The 18,404-nt window shown below is 47.9% G+C and carries 16 protein-coding genes; 6 read left to right on the plus strand and 10 right to left on the minus strand.

The features are described from left to right. Positions 1 to 148 precede the first annotated feature (148 nt). Together T325_RS01510 and T325_RS01515 are read left to right on the plus strand one after the other, a co-directional pair. A complete protein-coding gene (locus T325_RS01510; RefSeq protein WP_036909762.1) occupies positions 149 to 1,048 on the plus strand; it encodes a diaminopimelate dehydrogenase in 900 nt (299 codons plus the stop codon). Next, on the plus strand, positions 1,045 to 1,617 hold the full coding sequence (locus T325_RS01515) for a phosphoribosylglycinamide formyltransferase (RefSeq protein ID WP_036909763.1): 573 nt from the start codon (positions 1,045 to 1,047) through the stop codon (positions 1,615 to 1,617). Before T325_RS01510 ends, T325_RS01515 begins: the two co-directional genes overlap by 4 nt. On the opposite strand, the gene T325_RS01520 is transcribed toward T325_RS01515, so the two are convergent. The 7 genes from T325_RS01520 to T325_RS01550 all read right to left on the minus strand — a co-directional run bounded on the left by T325_RS01520 (position 1,614) and on the right by T325_RS01550 (position 8,797). Continuing rightward, positions 1,614 to 2,837: a dihydrolipoyl dehydrogenase family protein gene (locus T325_RS01520; protein ID WP_036909764.1), complete on the minus strand. Its 1,224-nt coding sequence runs from the start codon at positions 2,835 to 2,837 to the stop codon at positions 1,614 to 1,616. The genes T325_RS01515 and T325_RS01520 overlap by 4 nt on opposite strands. Then, positions 2,824 to 4,233 (minus strand): aminomethyl-transferring glycine dehydrogenase subunit GcvPB, encoded by a 1,410-nt coding sequence (gene gcvPB, locus T325_RS01525; protein ID WP_036909765.1) that lies wholly within the window; start codon positions 4,231 to 4,233, stop codon positions 2,824 to 2,826. The genes T325_RS01520 and gcvPB overlap by 14 nt, the downstream gene beginning before the upstream one ends. Further along, positions 4,230 to 5,546 (minus strand): aminomethyl-transferring glycine dehydrogenase subunit GcvPA, encoded by a 1,317-nt coding sequence (gcvPA, locus tag T325_RS01530; protein WP_036909766.1) that lies wholly within the window; start codon positions 5,544 to 5,546, stop codon positions 4,230 to 4,232. Before gcvPA ends, gcvPB begins: the two co-directional genes overlap by 4 nt. 56 nt (positions 5,547 to 5,602) lie before the next feature. Beyond that, positions 5,603 to 5,983 carry a glycine cleavage system protein GcvH gene (gene gcvH / locus T325_RS01535; RefSeq protein WP_036909767.1) on the minus strand — a complete coding sequence of 127 codons (381 nt, stop codon included), beginning with the start codon at positions 5,981 to 5,983 and terminating at the stop codon, positions 5,603 to 5,605. Further along, the gene (gcvT, locus tag T325_RS01540; RefSeq protein ID WP_036909768.1) at positions 5,980 to 7,089 is read right to left on the minus strand and encodes a glycine cleavage system aminomethyltransferase GcvT; all 1,110 of its coding nucleotides are present in this window, start codon (positions 7,087 to 7,089) and stop codon (positions 5,980 to 5,982) included. The genes gcvH and gcvT overlap by 4 nt, the downstream gene beginning before the upstream one ends. Positions 7,090 to 7,092: 3 nt before the next feature. Next, positions 7,093 to 7,803, minus strand: a complete 711-nt coding sequence (locus tag T325_RS01545; RefSeq protein WP_036909769.1) for a lipoate--protein ligase family protein — start codon at positions 7,801 to 7,803, stop codon at positions 7,093 to 7,095. 88 nt (positions 7,804 to 7,891) lie between these two features. Then, the gene (locus T325_RS01550) at positions 7,892 to 8,797 is read right to left on the minus strand and encodes a putative 2-dehydropantoate 2-reductase (RefSeq protein ID WP_036909770.1); all 906 of its coding nucleotides are present in this window, start codon (positions 8,795 to 8,797) and stop codon (positions 7,892 to 7,894) included. Between the two features lie 106 nt (positions 8,798 to 8,903). On the opposite strand from T325_RS01550, the gene dxs reads away from it, so the two are divergent. The 4 genes from dxs to T325_RS01570 are packed head-to-tail and all read left to right on the plus strand — an operon-like array spanning position 8,904 to position 14,604. Beyond that, entirely contained in the window at positions 8,904 to 10,802 is a 1,899-nt protein-coding gene (gene dxs, locus T325_RS01555) for a 1-deoxy-D-xylulose-5-phosphate synthase (RefSeq protein ID WP_036910130.1), read from the plus strand. Then, on the plus strand, positions 10,799 to 12,154 hold the full coding sequence (gene trkA, locus T325_RS01560) for a Trk system potassium transporter TrkA (protein ID WP_036909771.1): 1,356 nt from the start codon (positions 10,799 to 10,801) through the stop codon (positions 12,152 to 12,154). The genes dxs and trkA overlap by 4 nt, the downstream gene beginning before the upstream one ends. Then, a complete protein-coding gene (locus T325_RS01565; RefSeq protein ID WP_036909772.1) occupies positions 12,148 to 13,605 on the plus strand; it encodes a TrkH family potassium uptake protein in 1,458 nt (485 codons plus the stop codon). Before trkA ends, T325_RS01565 begins: the two co-directional genes overlap by 7 nt. Positions 13,606 to 13,626: 21 nt before the next feature. Further along, positions 13,627 to 14,604 carry a type I phosphomannose isomerase catalytic subunit gene (locus tag T325_RS01570; RefSeq protein WP_036909773.1) on the plus strand — a complete coding sequence of 326 codons (978 nt, stop codon included), beginning with the start codon at positions 13,627 to 13,629 and terminating at the stop codon, positions 14,602 to 14,604. 2 nt (positions 14,605 to 14,606) lie between these two features. Here the strand turns inward: T325_RS01570 and T325_RS01575 are convergent, their stop codons facing one another. The 3 genes from T325_RS01575 to T325_RS12300 all read right to left on the minus strand — a co-directional run bounded on the left by T325_RS01575 (position 14,607) and on the right by T325_RS12300 (position 18,403). After that, entirely contained in the window at positions 14,607 to 15,080 is a 474-nt protein-coding gene (locus tag T325_RS01575) for a cysteine peptidase family C39 domain-containing protein (RefSeq protein ID WP_036909774.1), read from the minus strand. Between the two features lie 288 nt (positions 15,081 to 15,368). Beyond that, positions 15,369 to 17,549 carry a peptidase domain-containing ABC transporter gene (locus T325_RS01580; protein WP_036909776.1) on the minus strand — a complete coding sequence of 727 codons (2,181 nt, stop codon included), beginning with the start codon at positions 17,547 to 17,549 and terminating at the stop codon, positions 15,369 to 15,371. Further along, entirely contained in the window at positions 17,546 to 18,403 is an 858-nt protein-coding gene (locus T325_RS12300) for a glycosyltransferase family 2 protein (RefSeq protein WP_051949644.1), read from the minus strand. The genes T325_RS01580 and T325_RS12300 overlap by 4 nt, the downstream gene beginning before the upstream one ends. Position 18,404 lies beyond the last annotated feature (1 nt).

The following is an 18,404-nucleotide window of genomic DNA, read 5'->3' on the forward strand; positions in this document are numbered from 1 at the left end:
TATTGTATTTCGGGTGCATAAGCTTGCGATTTATCACATATTGAAAGTTTTTAGATAATTTATTTCGTCAATTTGTAACGTATTTAATAGAAAAGCATTACTTTTGCAACCGCAAACGAGGAAATTTTAAACAAAGACTATAAAAGATATGAAGAAGATCAGAGTAGCCGTCGTAGGTTACGGCAACATTGGTAAGTATGCACTCGAGGCACTGGAGACAGCCCCCGACATGGAAGTAGCAGGTATCGTACGCCGCAATGGCGCTGAGAACAAGCCTGCAGAACTCGCACAGTACGAAGTAGTGAAAGACATCCGCGACCTTAAGGATGTAGACGTAGCCATTCTGGCCACCCCAACCCGTAGCTGTGAGGAGTATGCCAACCAGATTCTGCCCCTCGGCATCAACACTGTCGATTCTTTCGACATCCACACCAATATCCGTGGCTACCGTGAGCGTCTGATGAAGCTCAATCAGGAAACTAATACCGTCAGCGTGATTGCTGCAGGTTGGGATCCAGGTTCCGACTCTATCGTACGCACCCTGATGCAGAGCCTCGCTCCCAAAGGACTGAGCTACACCAACTTCGGCCCTGGTATGTCAATGGGTCACAGCGTATGCGTACGTTCTAAGAAGGGTGTCAAGAATGCGCTTTCCATGACCATTCCCCTCGGTGAGGGCATTCACCGCCGTATGGTATACGTAGAGCTCGAAGAGGGTGCCAAACTCGAAGATGTGACGAAGGACATCAAAGCCGATCCTTATTTCGCCAGCGACGAAACCCACGTATTCCAGGTAGAAAGCGTCGACGACGTGCGCGATATGGGTCATGGCGTAAACCTTGTTCGCAAGGGTGTGAGCGGTAAGACCCAGAACCAGCGCCTCGAGTTCAACATGTCAATCAACAACCCCGCCCTGACAGGTCAGGTTCTTGTCAATGTGGCCCGTGCATCAATGCGCCTACAGCCTGGATGCTACACCATGGTTGAGATTCCTGTCATCGACATGCTTCCTGGCGACCGCGCCGATTTGATTGAACATTTAGTATGAATATAGCGATTTTTGTTTCAGGCGGCGGTACTAACTGCGAAAACCTGATAAAATACTTTACTGACTCCGAGAGCGTACACTGCGCTCTCGTTGTCAGTAATAAGCCTGATGCCTACGCACTGGTCCGTGCCGAGCGTTTAGGCGTGCCCACGGCAGTAGCGCCGAAGGCCGACCTCCACAATCCCGATGTCATGCTCCCTCTGCTTCAGAAGTACGACATCGGTTTCATTGTCTTAGCAGGTTGGTTGCCACTGATACCCGATTTTCTGATTGAGGCCTATCCCCATAAGATCATCAACATCCACCCTGCCCTGTTGCCCAAATATGGCGGCAAAGGCATGTGGGGGCACCATGTACACGAGGCTGTGAAGGCTGCTGGCGAGACGGAGACAGGCATGACCGTCCATTGGGTTACTCCCGTCTGCGATGCGGGTGAGATCATTGCCCAGTTCAAAGTAGCCCTCTCCCCCGATGACACTGTTGATGACATCGCCGAGAAAGAGCACCAACTCGAAATGAAACACTTCCCCAAAGTGGTAGAAGACATATTAAAAAACGCTGCAGATTAGTTTTCTGCAGCGTTTTTTAATATTTCAGACAATGTCGGGTGAATGTGGACCATGTCAGCCAGTTCTGTGACAGTTGTGTGCTTGCACATCAGGACCGAGACCTCCTGGATAATATCAGCAGCATGAGCGCCATAGGCATGACAGCCGAGTATCAGACCATCATCGGCCACAAAAAGTTTCAGCAATCCCTCGGTCTCCCCCATGGCAAGGGCCTTGCCGTTGGCACGCCAGAAAGATTTCCGACAGGTATAAGCGACACCTTGTTCCTTAAGCTGATCTTCCGTAGATCCTACGCAAGCTGCCTCTGGTTCTGTAAAAATTGCAGCAGGCATGATATCAAAACGGATACCATCTTCCTTACCTAGAATCTGGTTGACGGCGTGGACGGCCTGCATCTCGGCAGCATGGGCCAACATCTGACAGCCGTTCACATCGCCAATGGCATAAATGCCATTCACGGTAGTTTTGAAGTTATCATCTACAGCTACACCTTTACGCTCATCAAACTCAATGCCAGCCTTGGAAAAATCAGCCTGCACACGGGGTTTACGACCTGTAGCCATCAGAATAACGTCGGCATCGATATCGGCAAGGTTCTGTACGGCGGTCTTCATATTGAAGGTGATGCCACGTTTCTCAAGCGTCTTACGGAGACGCTTGGCAATATCGCTATCGAGGGCTGGCAGACACTCTTTCATGTATTCAATCACCGTTACCTCGGAGCCGAAGCGATTAAAGACGCTGGCGAACTCCATACCAATGACACCTGCACCGATAATCACAAGACGCTTTGGTTGGGTGTTAAGGTTAAGCAAGCCAGTGGAATCGACCACACGCGAATCGGTCTTAACGCCCTCAAGAAGAAGCCATTTGGTTTCGGAACCTGTTGCAATAATGATGTTAGGGGCAGTGAAGTCGTTTACCGTATGGGCATCAATGAAAACGCCCTTCTCGCGCACCAGTGTGATATTAGGATGCGACAGGATTCCATCGACGCCCTGACGGAGCTGGGACACCACCTGAGTCATGCGCTCACGGGCCTCGGCAAACGTTTTAGAATGGACGTAGGTCTTCGTGGGGATGCAACCTACATTGAGGCAAGTACCTCCCACCTCATCGCCTTCGAAAATCGTAACCTTCAGTCCCTGCTTAGCAGCATATTCTGCGGCGCGGTAACCGCCAGGGCCCGCGCCGATGATAATCAAATCAGTTTTGTTCATTCCTCAACTGTTTATACGTTGTTACGGGATGCTTGGCAGCAAGGACATCGTCGACACGGCCGATAGGCGTCGTGTGGGGTGCCGACTTCACCAACTCTGGATCGGCTTTAGCTTCCTCTGCTATCTGACGCATCACGGTGATAAAACCATCGAGTGTCTCCTTCGACTCATTCTCTGTAGGTTCAATCATGAGACTCTCGTGAAAGAGCAGCGGGAAATAGATGGTGGGGGCATGATAGCCGTAGTCGAGCAAACGCTTGGCGATATCCATCGTGGTGACACCCGTACTTTTATCCTTCAGACCGTCGAACACGAACTCATGACAGCATGTGGTGTCGATGGGAAGTTCATAGACATCCTTCAACGACTCCTTGATGTAATTGGCATTAAGCGTAGCCAAAGGACCAACCATCTTGACCTGATCGCGCCCCAATGAGAGAATATAGGCATAGGCGCGCATCATGACACCGAAATTGCCATGATAGGGCGATACGAAAGGAAAGTGTTCCTGTAAGCCTTCACGTACACCCACAGGACCGGAACCGGGACCGCCACCGCCATGAGGCGTAGAGAACGTCTTGTGGAGGTTGATGTGCATCACGTCGAAACCCATATCACCAGGACGGCAGGCACCGAGCATCGGGTTGAGGTTCGCCCCGTCGTAGTACATCAGTCCGCCACAGTCATGGATGAGCTTTGCAATCTCAGGAATGCGGGTCTCAAAAAGGCCCAACGTATTGGGATTGGTCATCATCATAGCGGCAATCTCAGCGCCCTGCTCAGCGACAATACGCTGCAGGTCCTCGAAATCCACCTGACCATTAGCCAATGATTTCACCTCAACAATCTCTAATCCGCAGACAGCTGCCGAGGCAGGATTGGTTCCATGGGCAGAGTCGGGCACGATCACTTTCTTACGGGCCATGTCGCCACGTGAGCGGTGATAGTTATCGATCACCATCAAACCTGTGAGCTCGCCATGGGCACCAGCATAGGGTTTGAAGGTAAAGTGCGCCAATCCTGTGAGAGCACAGAGCGACTTCTCCAACAGGATGACAAGCGCCCTAGCACCGACAACAGTATGTTCGGGCTGCAGGGGATGCAGGTTCTGGAACTGCGGCTGAGCAGCCATTTCCTCGTTAATCTTCGGATTGTACTTCATTGTACACGAGCCGAGGGGGTAGAAGCCGGTATCGACACCAAAATTATTGTTAGAGAGGTTGGTATAGTGACGTACCACCGTCAACTCATCGCATTCGGGCAGGGCTGCCTCCTCAGCACGCCGCATCGAGGCAGGAATCTCATAAGTGCCATAATTGTTTCTTGGCAGACTATAGCCTTTACGGCCCTCTTTCGAGAGTTCGAAAATCAGATTTCCATAAAGTCGACTATTCATAATCCAGCAACTTTTACGAGGTTATCAATTTCTTCTTTCGTACGCTTCTCTGTGACAGTGAAAAGTAAGCCATCTTCGATACGGACACCACCAAGGATCCCTGCTTCGATGAAGCGCTGATAGAGCGTATCAACATCGCCATCGTACTTCACAAAGAACTCATTGAAAAACGGCTGGTTGTAAGCCAGTTTAAAGCGCCCCGTTTTCAGTAGTTCGTCACAGAGGTAATGAGCGCCAGCATAGGAGAGCTCTGCAGCTTCTTTCAAGCCCTGACGTCCCATGAGCGACATATAAACCGTTACAAAGAGCGCCATCAAAGACTGATTGGAACAAATGTTTGATGTGGCTTTCTGTCGACGGATGTGCTGCTCGCGGGCCTGGAGAGTGAGCACGAAGGCGCGCTGGTCACGATTATCTTTGGTCATGCCGACGATACGACCTGGCATTTTACGGATGAGTTTCTCTGTGCAACACATATAGCCCACGTAAGGACCACCGAACTGCATAGGTATACCAAGACTCTGACCATCGCCAACGGCGATATCAGCCCCCCATTCTCCTGGGGTCTTCAATACAGCGAGGTCGGCAGCAACACTATCGATTACCAAGAGGGCTTTCTGCTCATGACAGGCATCAGCAAAGCCTGTAAAGTCTTCCACGATACCATAGACATTAGGCTGCTGAACGATGACACCGGCATAACCACCTTCAGCAAGACGGGTCTTCACATCGTCTAGGCTAGTAGCGCCATCGCGGATGGGCAACACCTCAACTTCAATGCCCCGATGGAGGGCATAGGTCTTAAGCACCTTAAGATTCTGAGGGGTGAGGCAACCCGAAACAAGCACCTTGTTCTGTTTCTTACCTGCGGCAACAACCATCATCATGGCCTCGGCACAGGCTGTGGTACCATCATACATCGAGGCATTGGATATGTCCATACCCGTAAGTTCAGCCATCATACTCTGATACTCGAAGATGTAGTGAAGCGTACCTTGTGAGATTTCTGCCTGATAGGGAGTATAGGAGGTGAGGAACTCGGAGCGTTGCAGCAGACTGGGAATGACTGACGGGGTGTAATGATCGTAGACACCCATGCCAGCAAAACAGGTGAGCTGTCTGTTCTCGTTGCCGAGTTTCTCGAACACCTGACGCACCTCCTGCTCACTCATAGAAAGCGGCATCTCATAGTCGCCCTTGAAACGGATGGTCTCTGGAATCTGAGCATATAAGCCATCAAGGCTCTCCACCCCAACCTTCGCCATCATCGCCTGCAGGTCATCCTCTGTATGGGGGAAATATTTATATTCCATAAAATATTCTTTTTGGCACGGATTCCTGGACGAACTAAGAATCCGTGCCTAATAAATTACTTCTCGCAGAACTTTTCGTAAGCAGCTGCATCCATGAGGTTGTCGAGATCGGACTTGTCGCTGAGTTCGACTTTGATGATCCAGTTCTCGAAAGCATCCTGGTTGATGAGCTCGGGTTCATCCTCAAGAGCCTCGTTAATCTCGATAACGGTTCCACTGACGGGTGAGATCAAATCGCTGGCAGCCTTAACACTTTCAACAGCTCCAAACTCCTCACCTGCCGTGACCTCGTCGTCAATCTCGGGCATATCTACATAAACCACATTACCTAATGCATTCTGGGCATAGTCTGTGATTCCTACGAAACCAACGTTACCTTCTACTCTTACAAATTCGTGTGACTCCGAGTAGTAGAGCCCTTCAATTACCTTACTCATTTTTTATAGCTTTTGTTATAGAATTGTTTTTTGACCACTTTACCAGGGAATACCTTCTTACGGATCTGAATCTGCACCTCGGTATCAAGTTTAGCATAGGCAGCGTCGATAAGTGCCATACATACGCTCTTGTCGGTTGACAAGGTGTGATAGCCTGTCGTTACCTCGCCAATTGGCTCGTCATTCATATTCAGTACAGTATAGCCATGACGGGGGATGGCCTTGTCGAAGAGTTCGATACCCACAAGTTTTTTCTGAGGGCCTTCGGTCTTCTGCTTTAACAAAGCCTCACGGCCAACGAACTCAGGCTTGTCAAACTTTACAAACAGTGTAAGACCAGCCATCACGGGGGTGATGTCCTCAGAAAGCTCATCGCCATAGAGAGGCAGGCCGACTTCGAAGCGCAGGGTGTCGCGACAACCTAAGCCACAGGGTTGTACTCCAGCAGCAATGAGTTTGTCCCAGCAGTCACGGATGTAGTCGTGAGAGGCATAGATTTCAAAGCCATCCTCACCAGTATAACCTGTTCGGGAGATGATGACATCGCCTATAACCTTACAAGTATAAAAAGTGAGTTCGGCACAAGGCAGTCCCAGCACCACCTCGACGGTATGCTCTGCCTCAGGACCTTGAACTGCTATCTGACCATAATAGTCGGAGCGGTTCTGCAAATCTATGTCGAAACCTTCGGCCTGTTGCAGCATCCAAGCCCAGTCTTTATCGATGTTGGCGGCATTGATAACGAGAAAGAAATCGTTCTCACCCATCTTATATACCAACAGATCGTCAACAGTGCCTCCGTTCTCATAGCACATCATACCATAGTAAATTTTGCCAACAGGGGCATCTGCAACATCGTTGGTGAAAATGTGCTGCACATAACGCTCAGCATCCGGCCCCTTCACTGTGACCTCGCCCATGTGAGATACATCAAACAGACCCACCTTCTCGCGCACGGCCAGATGCTCGGGCGCAATGCCTGCATACTGATATAATAGGGGCATGTCGAAGCCGCCGAAGGTGACCATCGTAGCTCCCAATGAGATATGCTTGTCATAAAGACAAGTACGCTTCTCTTTCTTTTCTATTTCTTGTTTGATTGCCATAGATTATTGTAATTGTTTGATATAGTCTTCACGAAAATACTGCTGTTCCAACTGCTCTATTCCGCTCACCTCCTCGGCAGTAAGCACACGCTCACCCACACATAAAGTGTCGCGAATCAACGCCTTCACTTCGCAGAGAGAGAACGATGTATGATTCTTTAATAAGGTGATGCGCTGACGCACGCTCTGAATGCCCTTTTTCTCCAACTTTTCAGGTCCTGGGGTAATGGCTTGGAGCATGTGATCCATATTAGTATCGTAGAGCAGGGTTGAGTGTACGATGCTACGGCCATTCAAATGATAACAGGCTGTGCCACACACCTTACGATTGCCAATCAGCACATCGTTATGACTGGTGCCTGTGGCCTCGATGCCCATCTTTCTGAGCACGAGCAACACCATATTGATAAAACGGTTGAAAGCCAGACCGACATTTTCCTCAGAAGAGACAAATGAAAGCATCACGTTGTCCCTATCGGCATAAACGCAGCCTCCTCCGCTTTTGCGACGAAACACCTTGATATCATGACTACGACAGTAATCAATATTCACCTCATTCTCAAGCACTTGATTACGCCCGATGATAACCGTTGGTTCTACCTGCCACATAAAGAAGTAGTCGGGTTCGTCGAAATGGCGCGCCGCATACTCCTCCATCGCCAGATAGAACGACAGGCGACGGGTTTCGGTAAATGGCAAGGCGACATATTTCATATTTTAGGTGCAGTCATTAAACTTTCTGCAAAAATATGAAGTTTTTATGTAACTACCAAACCTTTTAGCATTTATTATAGAAAGAAAATCAAGCCTGCTCCTTGAAACGCAATTCGGCCTCAAGCATCTCAAGTTTAGGCATGCGATAACCTGCTGCGCGGGCTATTTCTATAGGCCGACTGTAAAGATAGTGAATCTCCATCGGACGGTGGAAATCGTAGTCGAGTTTCATCGAAGGTGAATAGGGTGTCATAACGTCGGTGGTCTCAATCATCTTATCGGCAAACGCCTCGGTAAGACCTGTCACACCCAAATGCTGAGCTGCTCCAATCACCTCCATCATCAGATCGCGGATGAGCTGACGGGTGTCGGGATTCTTCAGCAAGAGATCGGTCTGCGTGTCAAGAGCTACGGTCATGCCATTGAAGGGCATGTTCCAGACAGCCTTTTTCCAGCGAGCTTCTTCGTAAGGTACGGAAGCTGCCTGAACACCCGCATTTGTAAAATCGTTTAAAATCTGCTGGAAGCGTGCTTCATCCTTACAAGAGTAGTTACCAAGATTGATGCTACCATAGCACTGATGGTTTACACGTCCTGGCTCCGTCTTGGCCGAGCAAATAAACGCCAGTCCTGCTACAAGCTGTGTTTTAGGGAACATCTGCTGTACATCGGCCTCAACACCGATGCCATTCTGGATAAGTACAACAATGGTATGTTCGTGAAGTAGAGGCGGCAACAACTTAGCAAGCAGATGATTGTTGGTTGTTTTCAATCCCACAAGAACGACGTCGCACTTGGGCATATCTTCAACATTCTGATAGACATTCACATGGTCAAGATGGAATGACCCGTCGCACGAATCCACCTGCATACCATGTTCTTTCACAAACTGATAATCGCTATGCAACAGAAAATGGACCTCCTGCCCACTATAAGCCAGTTTACTTCCATAAAAGCCACCAATGGCACCAACGCCAATAATTCCGTATCTCATATATATAATTTAAGTTCTATTCAGATTTCAGGGTGCAAAAATACTGATTTTTTTTGTATTTTGATAAAAATTGTATAACTTTGCCGCCAAAATAACAATGATTTGTGTGGAAAAAACTGAATTTACACTCTTAAACAAGATCCAATACCCTGAGGATTTGCGTAAGCTCTCTGTCGATGAGTTACCCCAACTCTGCAATGAGTTGCGTCGCGACATTATCGAGGAAGTTGCAGTAAACCCCGGACACTTGGCTTCGAGTCTTGGCGTGGCAGAGATTACCGTGGCACTGCATTATGTGTATGACACGCCCGAAGACCGTATTGTATGGGATGTGGGCCATCAAGCATATGGTCACAAAATATTAACAGGAAGACGTGATCAATTCTGTACCAATCGTAAACTAGGCGGCATCAAGCCGTTCCCATCGCCAATTGAGAGCGAGTATGATACATTTGCATGCGGACATGCCAGCAACTCTGTATCAGCAGCCCTTGGTATGGCTGTGGCAGCCAAGTTGGAGGGCAAAGACAATCGCCATGTGGTGGCAGTGATCGGCGACGGCGCCCTAAGTGGCGGACTGGCTTTCGAAGGTCTAAACAACGTATCGTCATCACCCAACGACCTGCTGATTATCCTGAACGACAACAACATGTCCATCGACCGTTCGGTTGGCGGCATGAAACAATATCTGCTGAACCTGAGTACCAACGAGACCTATAACGCCATACGCTTCAAGGCCGCGCGCTGGTTACATGGCAAAGGCATGCTGAACGAAGATCGCCGCAAGGGCATCATCCGTCTGACGAATGCCGTGAAGAGTGCCATCTCGCACCAACAGAACATCTTTGAAGGAATGAACATACGCTACTTCGGCCCCTTCGATGGACACGACGTGAAGGAGCTGGTGCGTATTCTACGCCAGATGAAGGATATGAAGGGCCCAAAGTTGCTCCATCTGCACACGCAGAAAGGACATGGTTATGCGCCCGCAGAAAAAGACGTGACCGTATGGCATGCTCCCGGCAAGTTCAATCCTGATACGGGCGAGCGCCTTGTGGACAACGACCCCACGAAACCTCAGAAATATCAGGATGTGTTTGGACATACCCTGCTGGAGCTGGCCAAGCAGAATCCGAAAATCGTGGGTGTGACGCCCGCCATGCCCAGTGGATGCTCTATGAACATTATGATGAAGGAAATGCCTTCGCGCACCTTCGACGTCGGTATCGCAGAGGGACATGCTGTAACCTTCTCTGGTGGTATGGCCAAAGACGGACTTCTGCCGTTCTGTAATATCTACAGTGCCTTTGCACAACGTGCCTTCGACAACATCATCCATGATGTAGCCCTGCTGAATCTTAACGTGGTGTTCTGCTTCGACCGCGCAGGGCTGGTAGGCGAAGATGGTCCCACACACCATGGTGCCTTCGATTTGGCAGCACTGCGCCCCATACCGAACCTGACAATTGCCTCGCCATTAGACGAGCACGAGTTGCGCAGACTGATGTATACAGCCCAGTTGCCCAATAAGGGACCGTTCGTAATCCGTTACCCCAGAGGCGGCGGTGAGTTGCAAGACTGGCGTTGTCCGTTGGAGGAAATCGAGGTGGGCACAGGTCGCAAACTGCACGACGGCAGCGACGTAGCAGTACTGAGCATCGGTCCGATAGGTAATAATGTAACACGCGCCATAGAACAGATGAGGCAAGAAGGCGACACTATCAGCGTGGCTCACTACGATATGCGTTTCCTGAAACCCATCGACGAAAATATTCTGGAAGAAGTTGGCAAGAAGTTCAAAAAAATTATCACCGTGGAGAACGGCACAAAGAGCGGCGGACTAGGATCAGCTGTTCTGGAATGGATGAACGACCACGGCTATGAACCTCGCATCGTGAGACTGGGTCTTCCCGACAGCTTCGTAGAACATGGTAAGGTCTGCGAGTTACAGAAAATTGTCGGACTCGACGAAGAAAGCATCATCAAGGCTATCAAAGAAATATGAAAATCGTTATTGTCGGTGCAGGTGCCGTAGGAACTCATCTGTCGAAACTGCTGTCGCGCGAGCATCAGGACTGTGTACTGATAGACGCTGACGAGGATCGCCTGAGCGGTCTCAGCGAGTACGACGTAATGACTTATTGCGCACTTCCCACGAGCATTAAAGCACTGAAAGAGGCTGGTACGCCGCATGCCGACCTGTTTGTAGGTGTAACTCCAGAGGAAAGCACCAACATCAATGCCTGCATACTGGCTCATGCTCTGGGCGCTAAAAAAACCGTGGCGCGTATCGACAACTATGAATACCTGTCGCCCAGCCTACAGCCATTCTTCAGAAACCTAGGGCTCGACTCTCTTATCTATCCCGAAGTGCTTGCTGCCACCGACATCAACAACGGACTGAAGATGTCGTGGGTACGTCAGCGTTGGGATGTGCATGATGGAGCCTTGATTCTGCTGGGTATTAAACTGCGTGAGACGGCCGAGATTCTGAATCTGCCGCTGAGAGACCTTTGCGGCCCCGACGATCCTTATCACATCGTAGCCATCAAGCGTGGCGGAGAGACGATTATCCCTGCAGGTATGGATGAACTGCGCGTGAACGACCTCGCCTACTTTATGACAACGAAGGACTACATACCCTACATCCGCAAGATTGTGGGTAAGGAGCACTATACTGACGTGAAAAACGTCATCATCATGGGGGGCGGAAAAACTGCCGTACGTGCTGCTCTGACAGCGCCCGACTATATGAACGTGAAAATCATAGAGAAAGACGCTACCCGTTGCGAAAGGCTAAACGAACTGCTAGAGAACAACGACACAATGGTAATACACGGTGATGGACGAGACCTAGGCCTGCTTGAGGAAGAAGGCATCAGGAACACTCAGGCCTTTGTGGCACTGACAGGCAACGCCGAGACCAACATTCTGGCTTGTCTGACAGCAAAGAAGGTAGGTGTGCGTAAGACCATTGCCATGGTTGAGAACCTCGACTATGTAAGTATGGCCGAAAGCCTTGATATAGGTACAATCATCAACAAGAAAACCATAGCAGCGAGCCACATCTTCCAGATGATGCTTGATGCAGATGTCGACAATCTACGGTCACTGATGCTGGTCGATGCAGAAGTGGCAGAATTCACGGCTGCTGAGGGATCAAAGGTCACCAAAAAGCCCGTCAAAGACTTGGGCATGCCTTTCGGTGTCACCATTGGCGGACTGGTCCGTAAGGGGCAGGGCATGCTCGTGAACGGTAACTCACAGATCGAGGCAGGCGACTCCGTCATGGTATTCTGCCACGAGGCTAAACTTAATCATATAGAGAAGTTCTTTAAGAAAAACGCGATATGGTAAACTTCCGTATCATCAGCAAAATCATAGGCTCACTGCTGTTTATCGAGGCATTCTTCATGTCGAGTTGCGCCCTGATGGCTTTCTCGTATCACGAGGATGATCTGATGGCATTCTTGATGTCGTTGTTGCTGACGTTCGGAAGTGGTTTCTTTTTCTTGTACTTAGGACGTAACTCAGAAAACAGTCTCAGCCGTCGCGACGCCTATGTGGTGGTGACAGCGGCTTGGGTGGTTTTCTCGTTCTTTGGCATGTTCCCTTTCCTCATCCATGGTAGCATCACCAACGTGACCGATGCCTATTTCGAAACCATGTCGGGCTTCTCAACAACAGGAGCAACCATTCTCGACGACGTGGAATGCCTGCCGCATGCCATTTTGTTCTGGCGCTCGCTGATGCAATGGATAGGCGGTTTGGGAATCGTGTTCTTCACCATCGCCATCCTGCCTTCACTGGTAGGTGGTAGCGTGAAGGTGTTTGCCGCAGAGGCCACCGGCCCTATCAAGGCAAAGATGCACCCGCGACTCAGCACGACGGCAAAATGGATATGGAGCATATATCTCATCCTGACCTTTGCTTGCGGCCTGTCATTCTGGACCGCAGGCATGAACTGGTTCGAAGCACTGAACTATTCGATGACAACAACGGCCACAGGCGGTTTCTCCATCCACAATGAGAGTACGGAGTTTTTCCACTCTCCCACTATCGACTACATATCAATTACATTCCAGTTCCTGTCTGGTATCAACTTCACCTTATTATATATAACAATCTTCAAGATGAAGTTGAAATCGCTATTCACAAACTCCGAATTCAGGCTCTACATCAGCATTATGGCTGGTGCCACGCTATGGATCATGTACCTGCTCATCAGCAGGATGGATTACGATTTCGAACATGCATTTCGTAGTGCCCTATTCCAAGTGGTATCATTCATGACAACCACAGGTATGTTTAATGAAGATGCAGGAACATGGCCTCATGTCACTTGGGTGATTTTAGGCGTCGTGATGTATCTCGGAGCATGTGCCGGTAGTACAAGTGGTGGTTTCAAGTGCATTCGTGGCGTGATGCTGCTGAAGGTAGTACGCAACAACTTCAGGCAGAGCCTGCACCCTAATGCAGTACTGCCCGTGAAGGTAAACGGCCAAAATATCCCGCAGTCAAAGCTCATCACGCTTTTCGCCTTCTTCACACTGACCATGCTAATGATACTCGTCACCGCCACAATCATGATTGTGGCAGGCATTGACAATACAAACGCCATCACCATAGCCTTGAGTTGTGTCAGCAATGTAGGCCCCACCCTCGGCACTCAGATAGGCCCCGTCATGTCGTGGTCGATTCTTCCCGAATACATCAAGTGGATTCTCTGTCTACTGATGCTCATGGGACGTTTAGAGATTATGACCGTGCTGGTGCTATTCACCCGAAGTTTCTGGAAAGAAAACTGATTAATTAATATAACCAAAACAATGATTAAATTTGAACCGCTGCTGAAGCAGACACTATGGGGAGGTGACAAGATCATCCCCTTCAAACATTTAGACTCGCAACTTGAGCGCTCGCTATCGGAGGGATGCGAGAACGTAGGCGAGAGCTGGGAAATCTCTGGTGTGAAAGACAACGAGACCATTGTAGCCAACGGGCCACATAAGGGCAAGAGTCTGAACCAGCTGGTACGTGAACTGAAAGGCCAACTGGTTGGCGAGGAAAACTATGAGCGTTTTGGCGACGAGTTTCCCCTACTTATCAAGTTTATCGATGCCCAAAAAGACCTTTCCATCCAAGTACACCCCACCGACGAGATAGCCCATCGCCAAGGTAAGAGCCGTGGCAAGACAGAAATGTGGTATGCCCTAGAACCCACACCTGGTGCCCAACTCTACAACGGACTGAAACAGCAGATTACTCCCGAGCAGTATAAGCAGATGGTAGAGAACGACACCATCACCGACGCACTTGCACGCTATGAGGTAAACGAGGGCGACGTGTTCTTCATCCCCGCAGGCCGCATTCACGCCATTGGTGCAGGTTGTTTCGTGGCCGAGATTCAGCAGACATCCGATGTAACCTATCGTATCTATGACTTCAAGCGCAAGGACAAAAACGGCAACTATCGTGAGCTTCACACCAAAGAGGCCGCAGAGAGCATCGACTACACTGTACTGCCCAACTACCGTGCAGAATACGAACCTGTAAAGAACGAGGGCGTACAGGTGGCTACATGCCCCTACTTCACCACTGCCGTTTACGACCTCAACGAGCCCATGACTCTCGATTACTCCGAGCTCGACTCATTTGTCATCCTGATAGCCGTAAAGGGCGAAGGCCGTCTCATCTGCAATGGCGAGGAGATGCCTTTCCAAATGGGTGACACAGTGTTACTACCCGCCACCACAAGCGAGGTAAAGGTCGAGGGCGAAGTAAAGTTTCTCGAGACTTACGTGTAAACTTATACAGAAGGCGTCATGAGTAAGGCTATGCCTTCTCCGTCTTCATTACACCAATACAAGCAGAACTCGTTTTCATTGACTTTCATCCTACCACAGCTCGGGTCAGAGATATAAAAGTATCTCTGACCTGTGAGCAGTGATTTCCTGATGTCATAAAGCACAACGAAACGAGCATTATCCCAAAGAAGAATGCAAGGAATAGGGTTCTTCCGGCAAAGTCTTGCGATAGTTGTCTTTATTGACTGGGTCTCAAAGCCGATCTTTCTTGCGGCATCTTCTATTCCCTGCATACTCACACCATTTTCAGGAGGGGAACATAGTTCCCGAAGTTCAGAAAGGCTATACCTCTTACCATAATATGAAGCCATCGAGGCCAAAGCCGCTGGCCTGCTATCCATCATATCAGACTGAATGTAACAAGGAAACCTTCTAAGCCTTTCCCATACCTTCTTTATTATTTCTGTTATTCTCATTGCACTTCTTTTTTATAATGATTACACATCATGAATTTCCTCTAACACTTTCTATCCCACGACGGAATTATTAAGTGTATCAAATCCGGAAAAGATGTTGAAAAATTGTTTCTCCCCCGCCATAAGGATAAGGAAGACTCAACACAAAAACGAACAATGCCACATACAGTAACATGATAACAATAATGCCCCAACTTACGAACTTTGGAGGATTGGCGCCAATGATCCTACGAACCTTCTCTGATCTTATCTCGATATGGCTCTGATTTATATTTTTTCTACTCATCATTAATTTCCTAATTCTAGTTGGTTCTTTATCAGATGATAGTACAATCCCTTCTTTTGTATCAGAGAGACATGGTTACCACTTTCAGCAACACGACCATGATCCAACACGATAATCTGATCCGCATTTTTGATAGTGCTTAGCCTATGAGCCACAACGACGACGGTCTTTCCCCGATAAAACTTGTCAAGGTTATCTACAATCTCACGTTCGTTCTTAGCATCAAGTGAATTAGTAGCCTCATCCAGGAAAATAAAATCTGGATTTTTATAGACCGCCCTAGCAATCAGGATGCGCTGACGTTGTCCAAGACTCAGCCCTAGCCCATCACGTCCTATCTTCGTATCATATTTCAGTGGAAGAGACATTACGAAATCATAGATACAGGCTATCTTGGCAGCCTCATCCAAACGCTGTTCATCCACGGCTCCATCGCTAACAGCAATATTACGAGCGATAGATTCTGAGAAAATAATGCCTTCTTGCATTACAACGCCACAGTGCCGACGCCACCACTTCAAGCTATAGTCCTTTATCTGATGTCCCGCAATCCGAATTGACCCAGCCAGAACCGGATAATAGGCTAACAGCAACTTCATTAAGGTGGTTTTGCCACTGCCACTGGCGCCAACAATAGCTGTAACCTTGCCTTCAGGAATGGTGAATGAGATATCATTCAATGTATTTTGAAGGGCATGCATATCGTATTTGAAATCCACATGATCGATGATAATGTCCTTGTGTCCATCGAAGCTATCCAGCTTAACATCCCCACTTTCCTCATTGTCTGCCTGATGGATTTCGTTAATTCGGTCCAATGATATCTTGACATCCTGAAGATAATAGACAAAGGTCATCAGGTTCTCCACTGGCGAGTTCAATTGCCCGACAATATACTGTATGGCTAGCATCGTACCAAGAGTTATCTGTCCATTAATAACCGCAGTTGCAGCCAGCACTGTTATAAAAATATTCTTAACCTCATTGATAAACACACTTCCAGCTTCCTGAGTTTGTTGTAACTTGAGTGACTTCATCTGGACATTAAAAAGATCAGCCTGTGTATCTTCCCATTCCCATCTACGACGTTTCTCACAATCCTGCAACTTGATTTCCTGCATAGAGGTAACAAACTGATAGGTTCTATTCTTGTTAATAGCCTGCTGCTCAAATAGTTCATAGTCAATGATTTTTCTCCTTTTCAGGAAATAGGCAATCCAAAGGCCATAGATAATACTTCCCAACAAGAATACGCCAAAAATCAATTTATTATAGACCAAGAGGACGCTACCAAAGACAATAAAGCTAAAGAAAGTAAACATTACGCCCAACAGTTGGTTGGTTAGGAACAATTGTACTCTGGAATGGTCGTTCATTCTCTGAAGCAAGTCGCCCATCAGCTTTGTTTCAAAGAAAGACATCGGAAGTCGTAACAGCTTAATAAAGAAATCGCTTACCAAGGAAATGTTGATTCGCATGGATATATGTAACAGCAACCAGCGGCGGATGAAATCTGTTGAGGTCTTGCCGATAACAATTGCCAACTCACCCAACAATATAGCAAAAATGAGGTGAACATCCTTATGTGCTATTCCAAGGTCAACAATACCTTGTGTAAGGAATGGCATGACCAACTGCAGCAGACATACAAAAAGAAGGCTAAGAAAGACTTGCATGAAATACCGCCGATACTCCATGATATAGCTGGCAAGGAATCTGAAAGAACGCCTTTCATCAATACGATCTTCATTCTTTTCATAGAATTCTGATGTAGGCTCAAAGAACATGGCAATACCCATATGCTGACCATTTCCCTTGGTACTGACCCAATGACGTTCAAATTCCTCACGATTATATTTTATCAGTCCTTTTCCTGGATCTGCAACATAGAAAACGTTTCCGTCCTTAACTTTATACAGAACCACAAAATGCTTCTGATTCCAATGAAGTATACAAGGCTTGTCACCATGCGAAAGCTTATCAACAGATATACATGAAGCCCAGCTATTCAGTCCGATAGCCTTGGCACCATCGGAGATGCTTTTTAAAGAGACTCCAGTCGTTCTGGCATGGCAATAGTTAGAGACCTCTGTCAAGGATATTTTCTTACCCAAATGACAGGAGATCATAGCCAGACAAGCTACTCCACACTGCATAGCATCTCTTTGTCGGATAACCTTCATCTAACCTCAGATAAATAATGATAATACATATCCGATATACCCTTCAGGAAATCCGTTTTCTTCATCTCTTTCCTTACATACCTATCGGTTAATGCCTGGATAGCAGGCATATTCTGTTCCTTATTTGAGTTCAATAAGGCCGCCACTATATAATCATAGTATTTCTTTCTAACCTGAAGCATATAGTATCTCACCTGTTTGGCCTTGGCACATGTCAACTGTTTGTCAGAAAGTCGATAATGAACCAGTTTCTGCGCGACGTTACCAAACGACATACCCTGTAATGCAGAAGAAACAAGAAGGTCGTAGTCCTCACACAAGGGACATTGTGGATTATAAAGCCGGTCCTTCATACCGCGAGCAATTAACGATGAAGTCCGAAACATCATAACAGGATGGAATATCTGTACACCCCACAGCAGATCGGAAATAATACGTAAGTTCTCCGTTGGAGCCGTATAGTCAGTATTTAACCGACCAAAGGAATCCATAAAAGCTCCACAGATATCAACATCAGGATGTTGCTCCATATAATGAATCTGTTCTGAAAACCGTGACTTGCACATCACATCATCGGCATCAATATGAGCAATATACTTTCCAGACGCCTTGGATATGCCCAGATTCAGTGACTGGATATAATTCTGATGGTTTCTGTACAACCGGATCCTACGATCACGGTAAGATGCCACAATCTCACACGATCTGTCAGTTGATCCATCGTCAACGATAATAAGCTCAAAATTTTTATGGTCCTGAGCCAGAACAGAGTCTATACACTGACATATAAACGACTCCTCATTGTGCATGGTGAGCACAGCAGATATAAATATTTCGTTATGACTATCTTTCATA

It is taken from the genome of Prevotella sp. FD3004, assembly GCF_000746155.1.
Taxonomy (GTDB): Bacteria; Bacteroidota; Bacteroidia; order Bacteroidales; family Bacteroidaceae; genus Prevotella.

Bases quoted from the DNA above. Each gene is read 5' to 3' on its own strand.
- gcvH (WP_036909767.1), bottom strand. From the start codon at position 5,983: ATGAGTAAGGTAATTGAAGGGCTCTACTACTCGGAGTCACACGAATTT.
- T325_RS12300 (WP_051949644.1), bottom strand. From the start codon at position 18,403: ATGAAAGATAGTCATAACGAAATATTTATATCTGCTGTGCTCACCATG.
- T325_RS01580 (WP_036909776.1), bottom strand. From the start codon at position 17,549: ATGAAGGTTATCCGACAAAGAGATGCTATGCAGTGTGGAGTAGCTTGT.
- T325_RS01510 (WP_036909762.1), top strand. From the start codon at position 149: ATGAAGAAGATCAGAGTAGCCGTCGTAGGTTACGGCAACATTGGTAAG.
- gcvT (WP_036909768.1), bottom strand. From the start codon at position 7,089: ATGGCAATCAAACAAGAAATAGAAAAGAAAGAGAAGCGTACTTGTCTT.
- T325_RS01570 (WP_036909773.1), top strand. From the start codon at position 13,627: ATGATTAAATTTGAACCGCTGCTGAAGCAGACACTATGGGGAGGTGAC.
- T325_RS01520 (WP_036909764.1), bottom strand. From the start codon at position 2,837: ATGAACAAAACTGATTTGATTATCATCGGCGCGGGCCCTGGCGGTTAC.
- T325_RS01545 (WP_036909769.1), bottom strand. From the start codon at position 7,803: ATGAAATATGTCGCCTTGCCATTTACCGAAACCCGTCGCCTGTCGTTC.
- T325_RS01515 (WP_036909763.1), top strand. From the start codon at position 1,045: ATGAATATAGCGATTTTTGTTTCAGGCGGCGGTACTAACTGCGAAAAC.
- T325_RS01575 (WP_036909774.1), bottom strand. From the start codon at position 15,080: ATGAGAATAACAGAAATAATAAAGAAGGTATGGGAAAGGCTTAGAAGG.
- gcvPB (WP_036909765.1), bottom strand. From the start codon at position 4,233: ATGAATAGTCGACTTTATGGAAATCTGATTTTCGAACTCTCGAAAGAG.
- trkA (WP_036909771.1), top strand. From the start codon at position 10,799: ATGAAAATCGTTATTGTCGGTGCAGGTGCCGTAGGAACTCATCTGTCG.
- T325_RS01550 (WP_036909770.1), bottom strand. From the start codon at position 8,797: ATGAGATACGGAATTATTGGCGTTGGTGCCATTGGTGGCTTTTATGGA.
- T325_RS01565 (WP_036909772.1), top strand. From the start codon at position 12,148: ATGGTAAACTTCCGTATCATCAGCAAAATCATAGGCTCACTGCTGTTT.
- gcvPA (WP_036909766.1), bottom strand. From the start codon at position 5,546: ATGGAATATAAATATTTCCCCCATACAGAGGATGACCTGCAGGCGATG.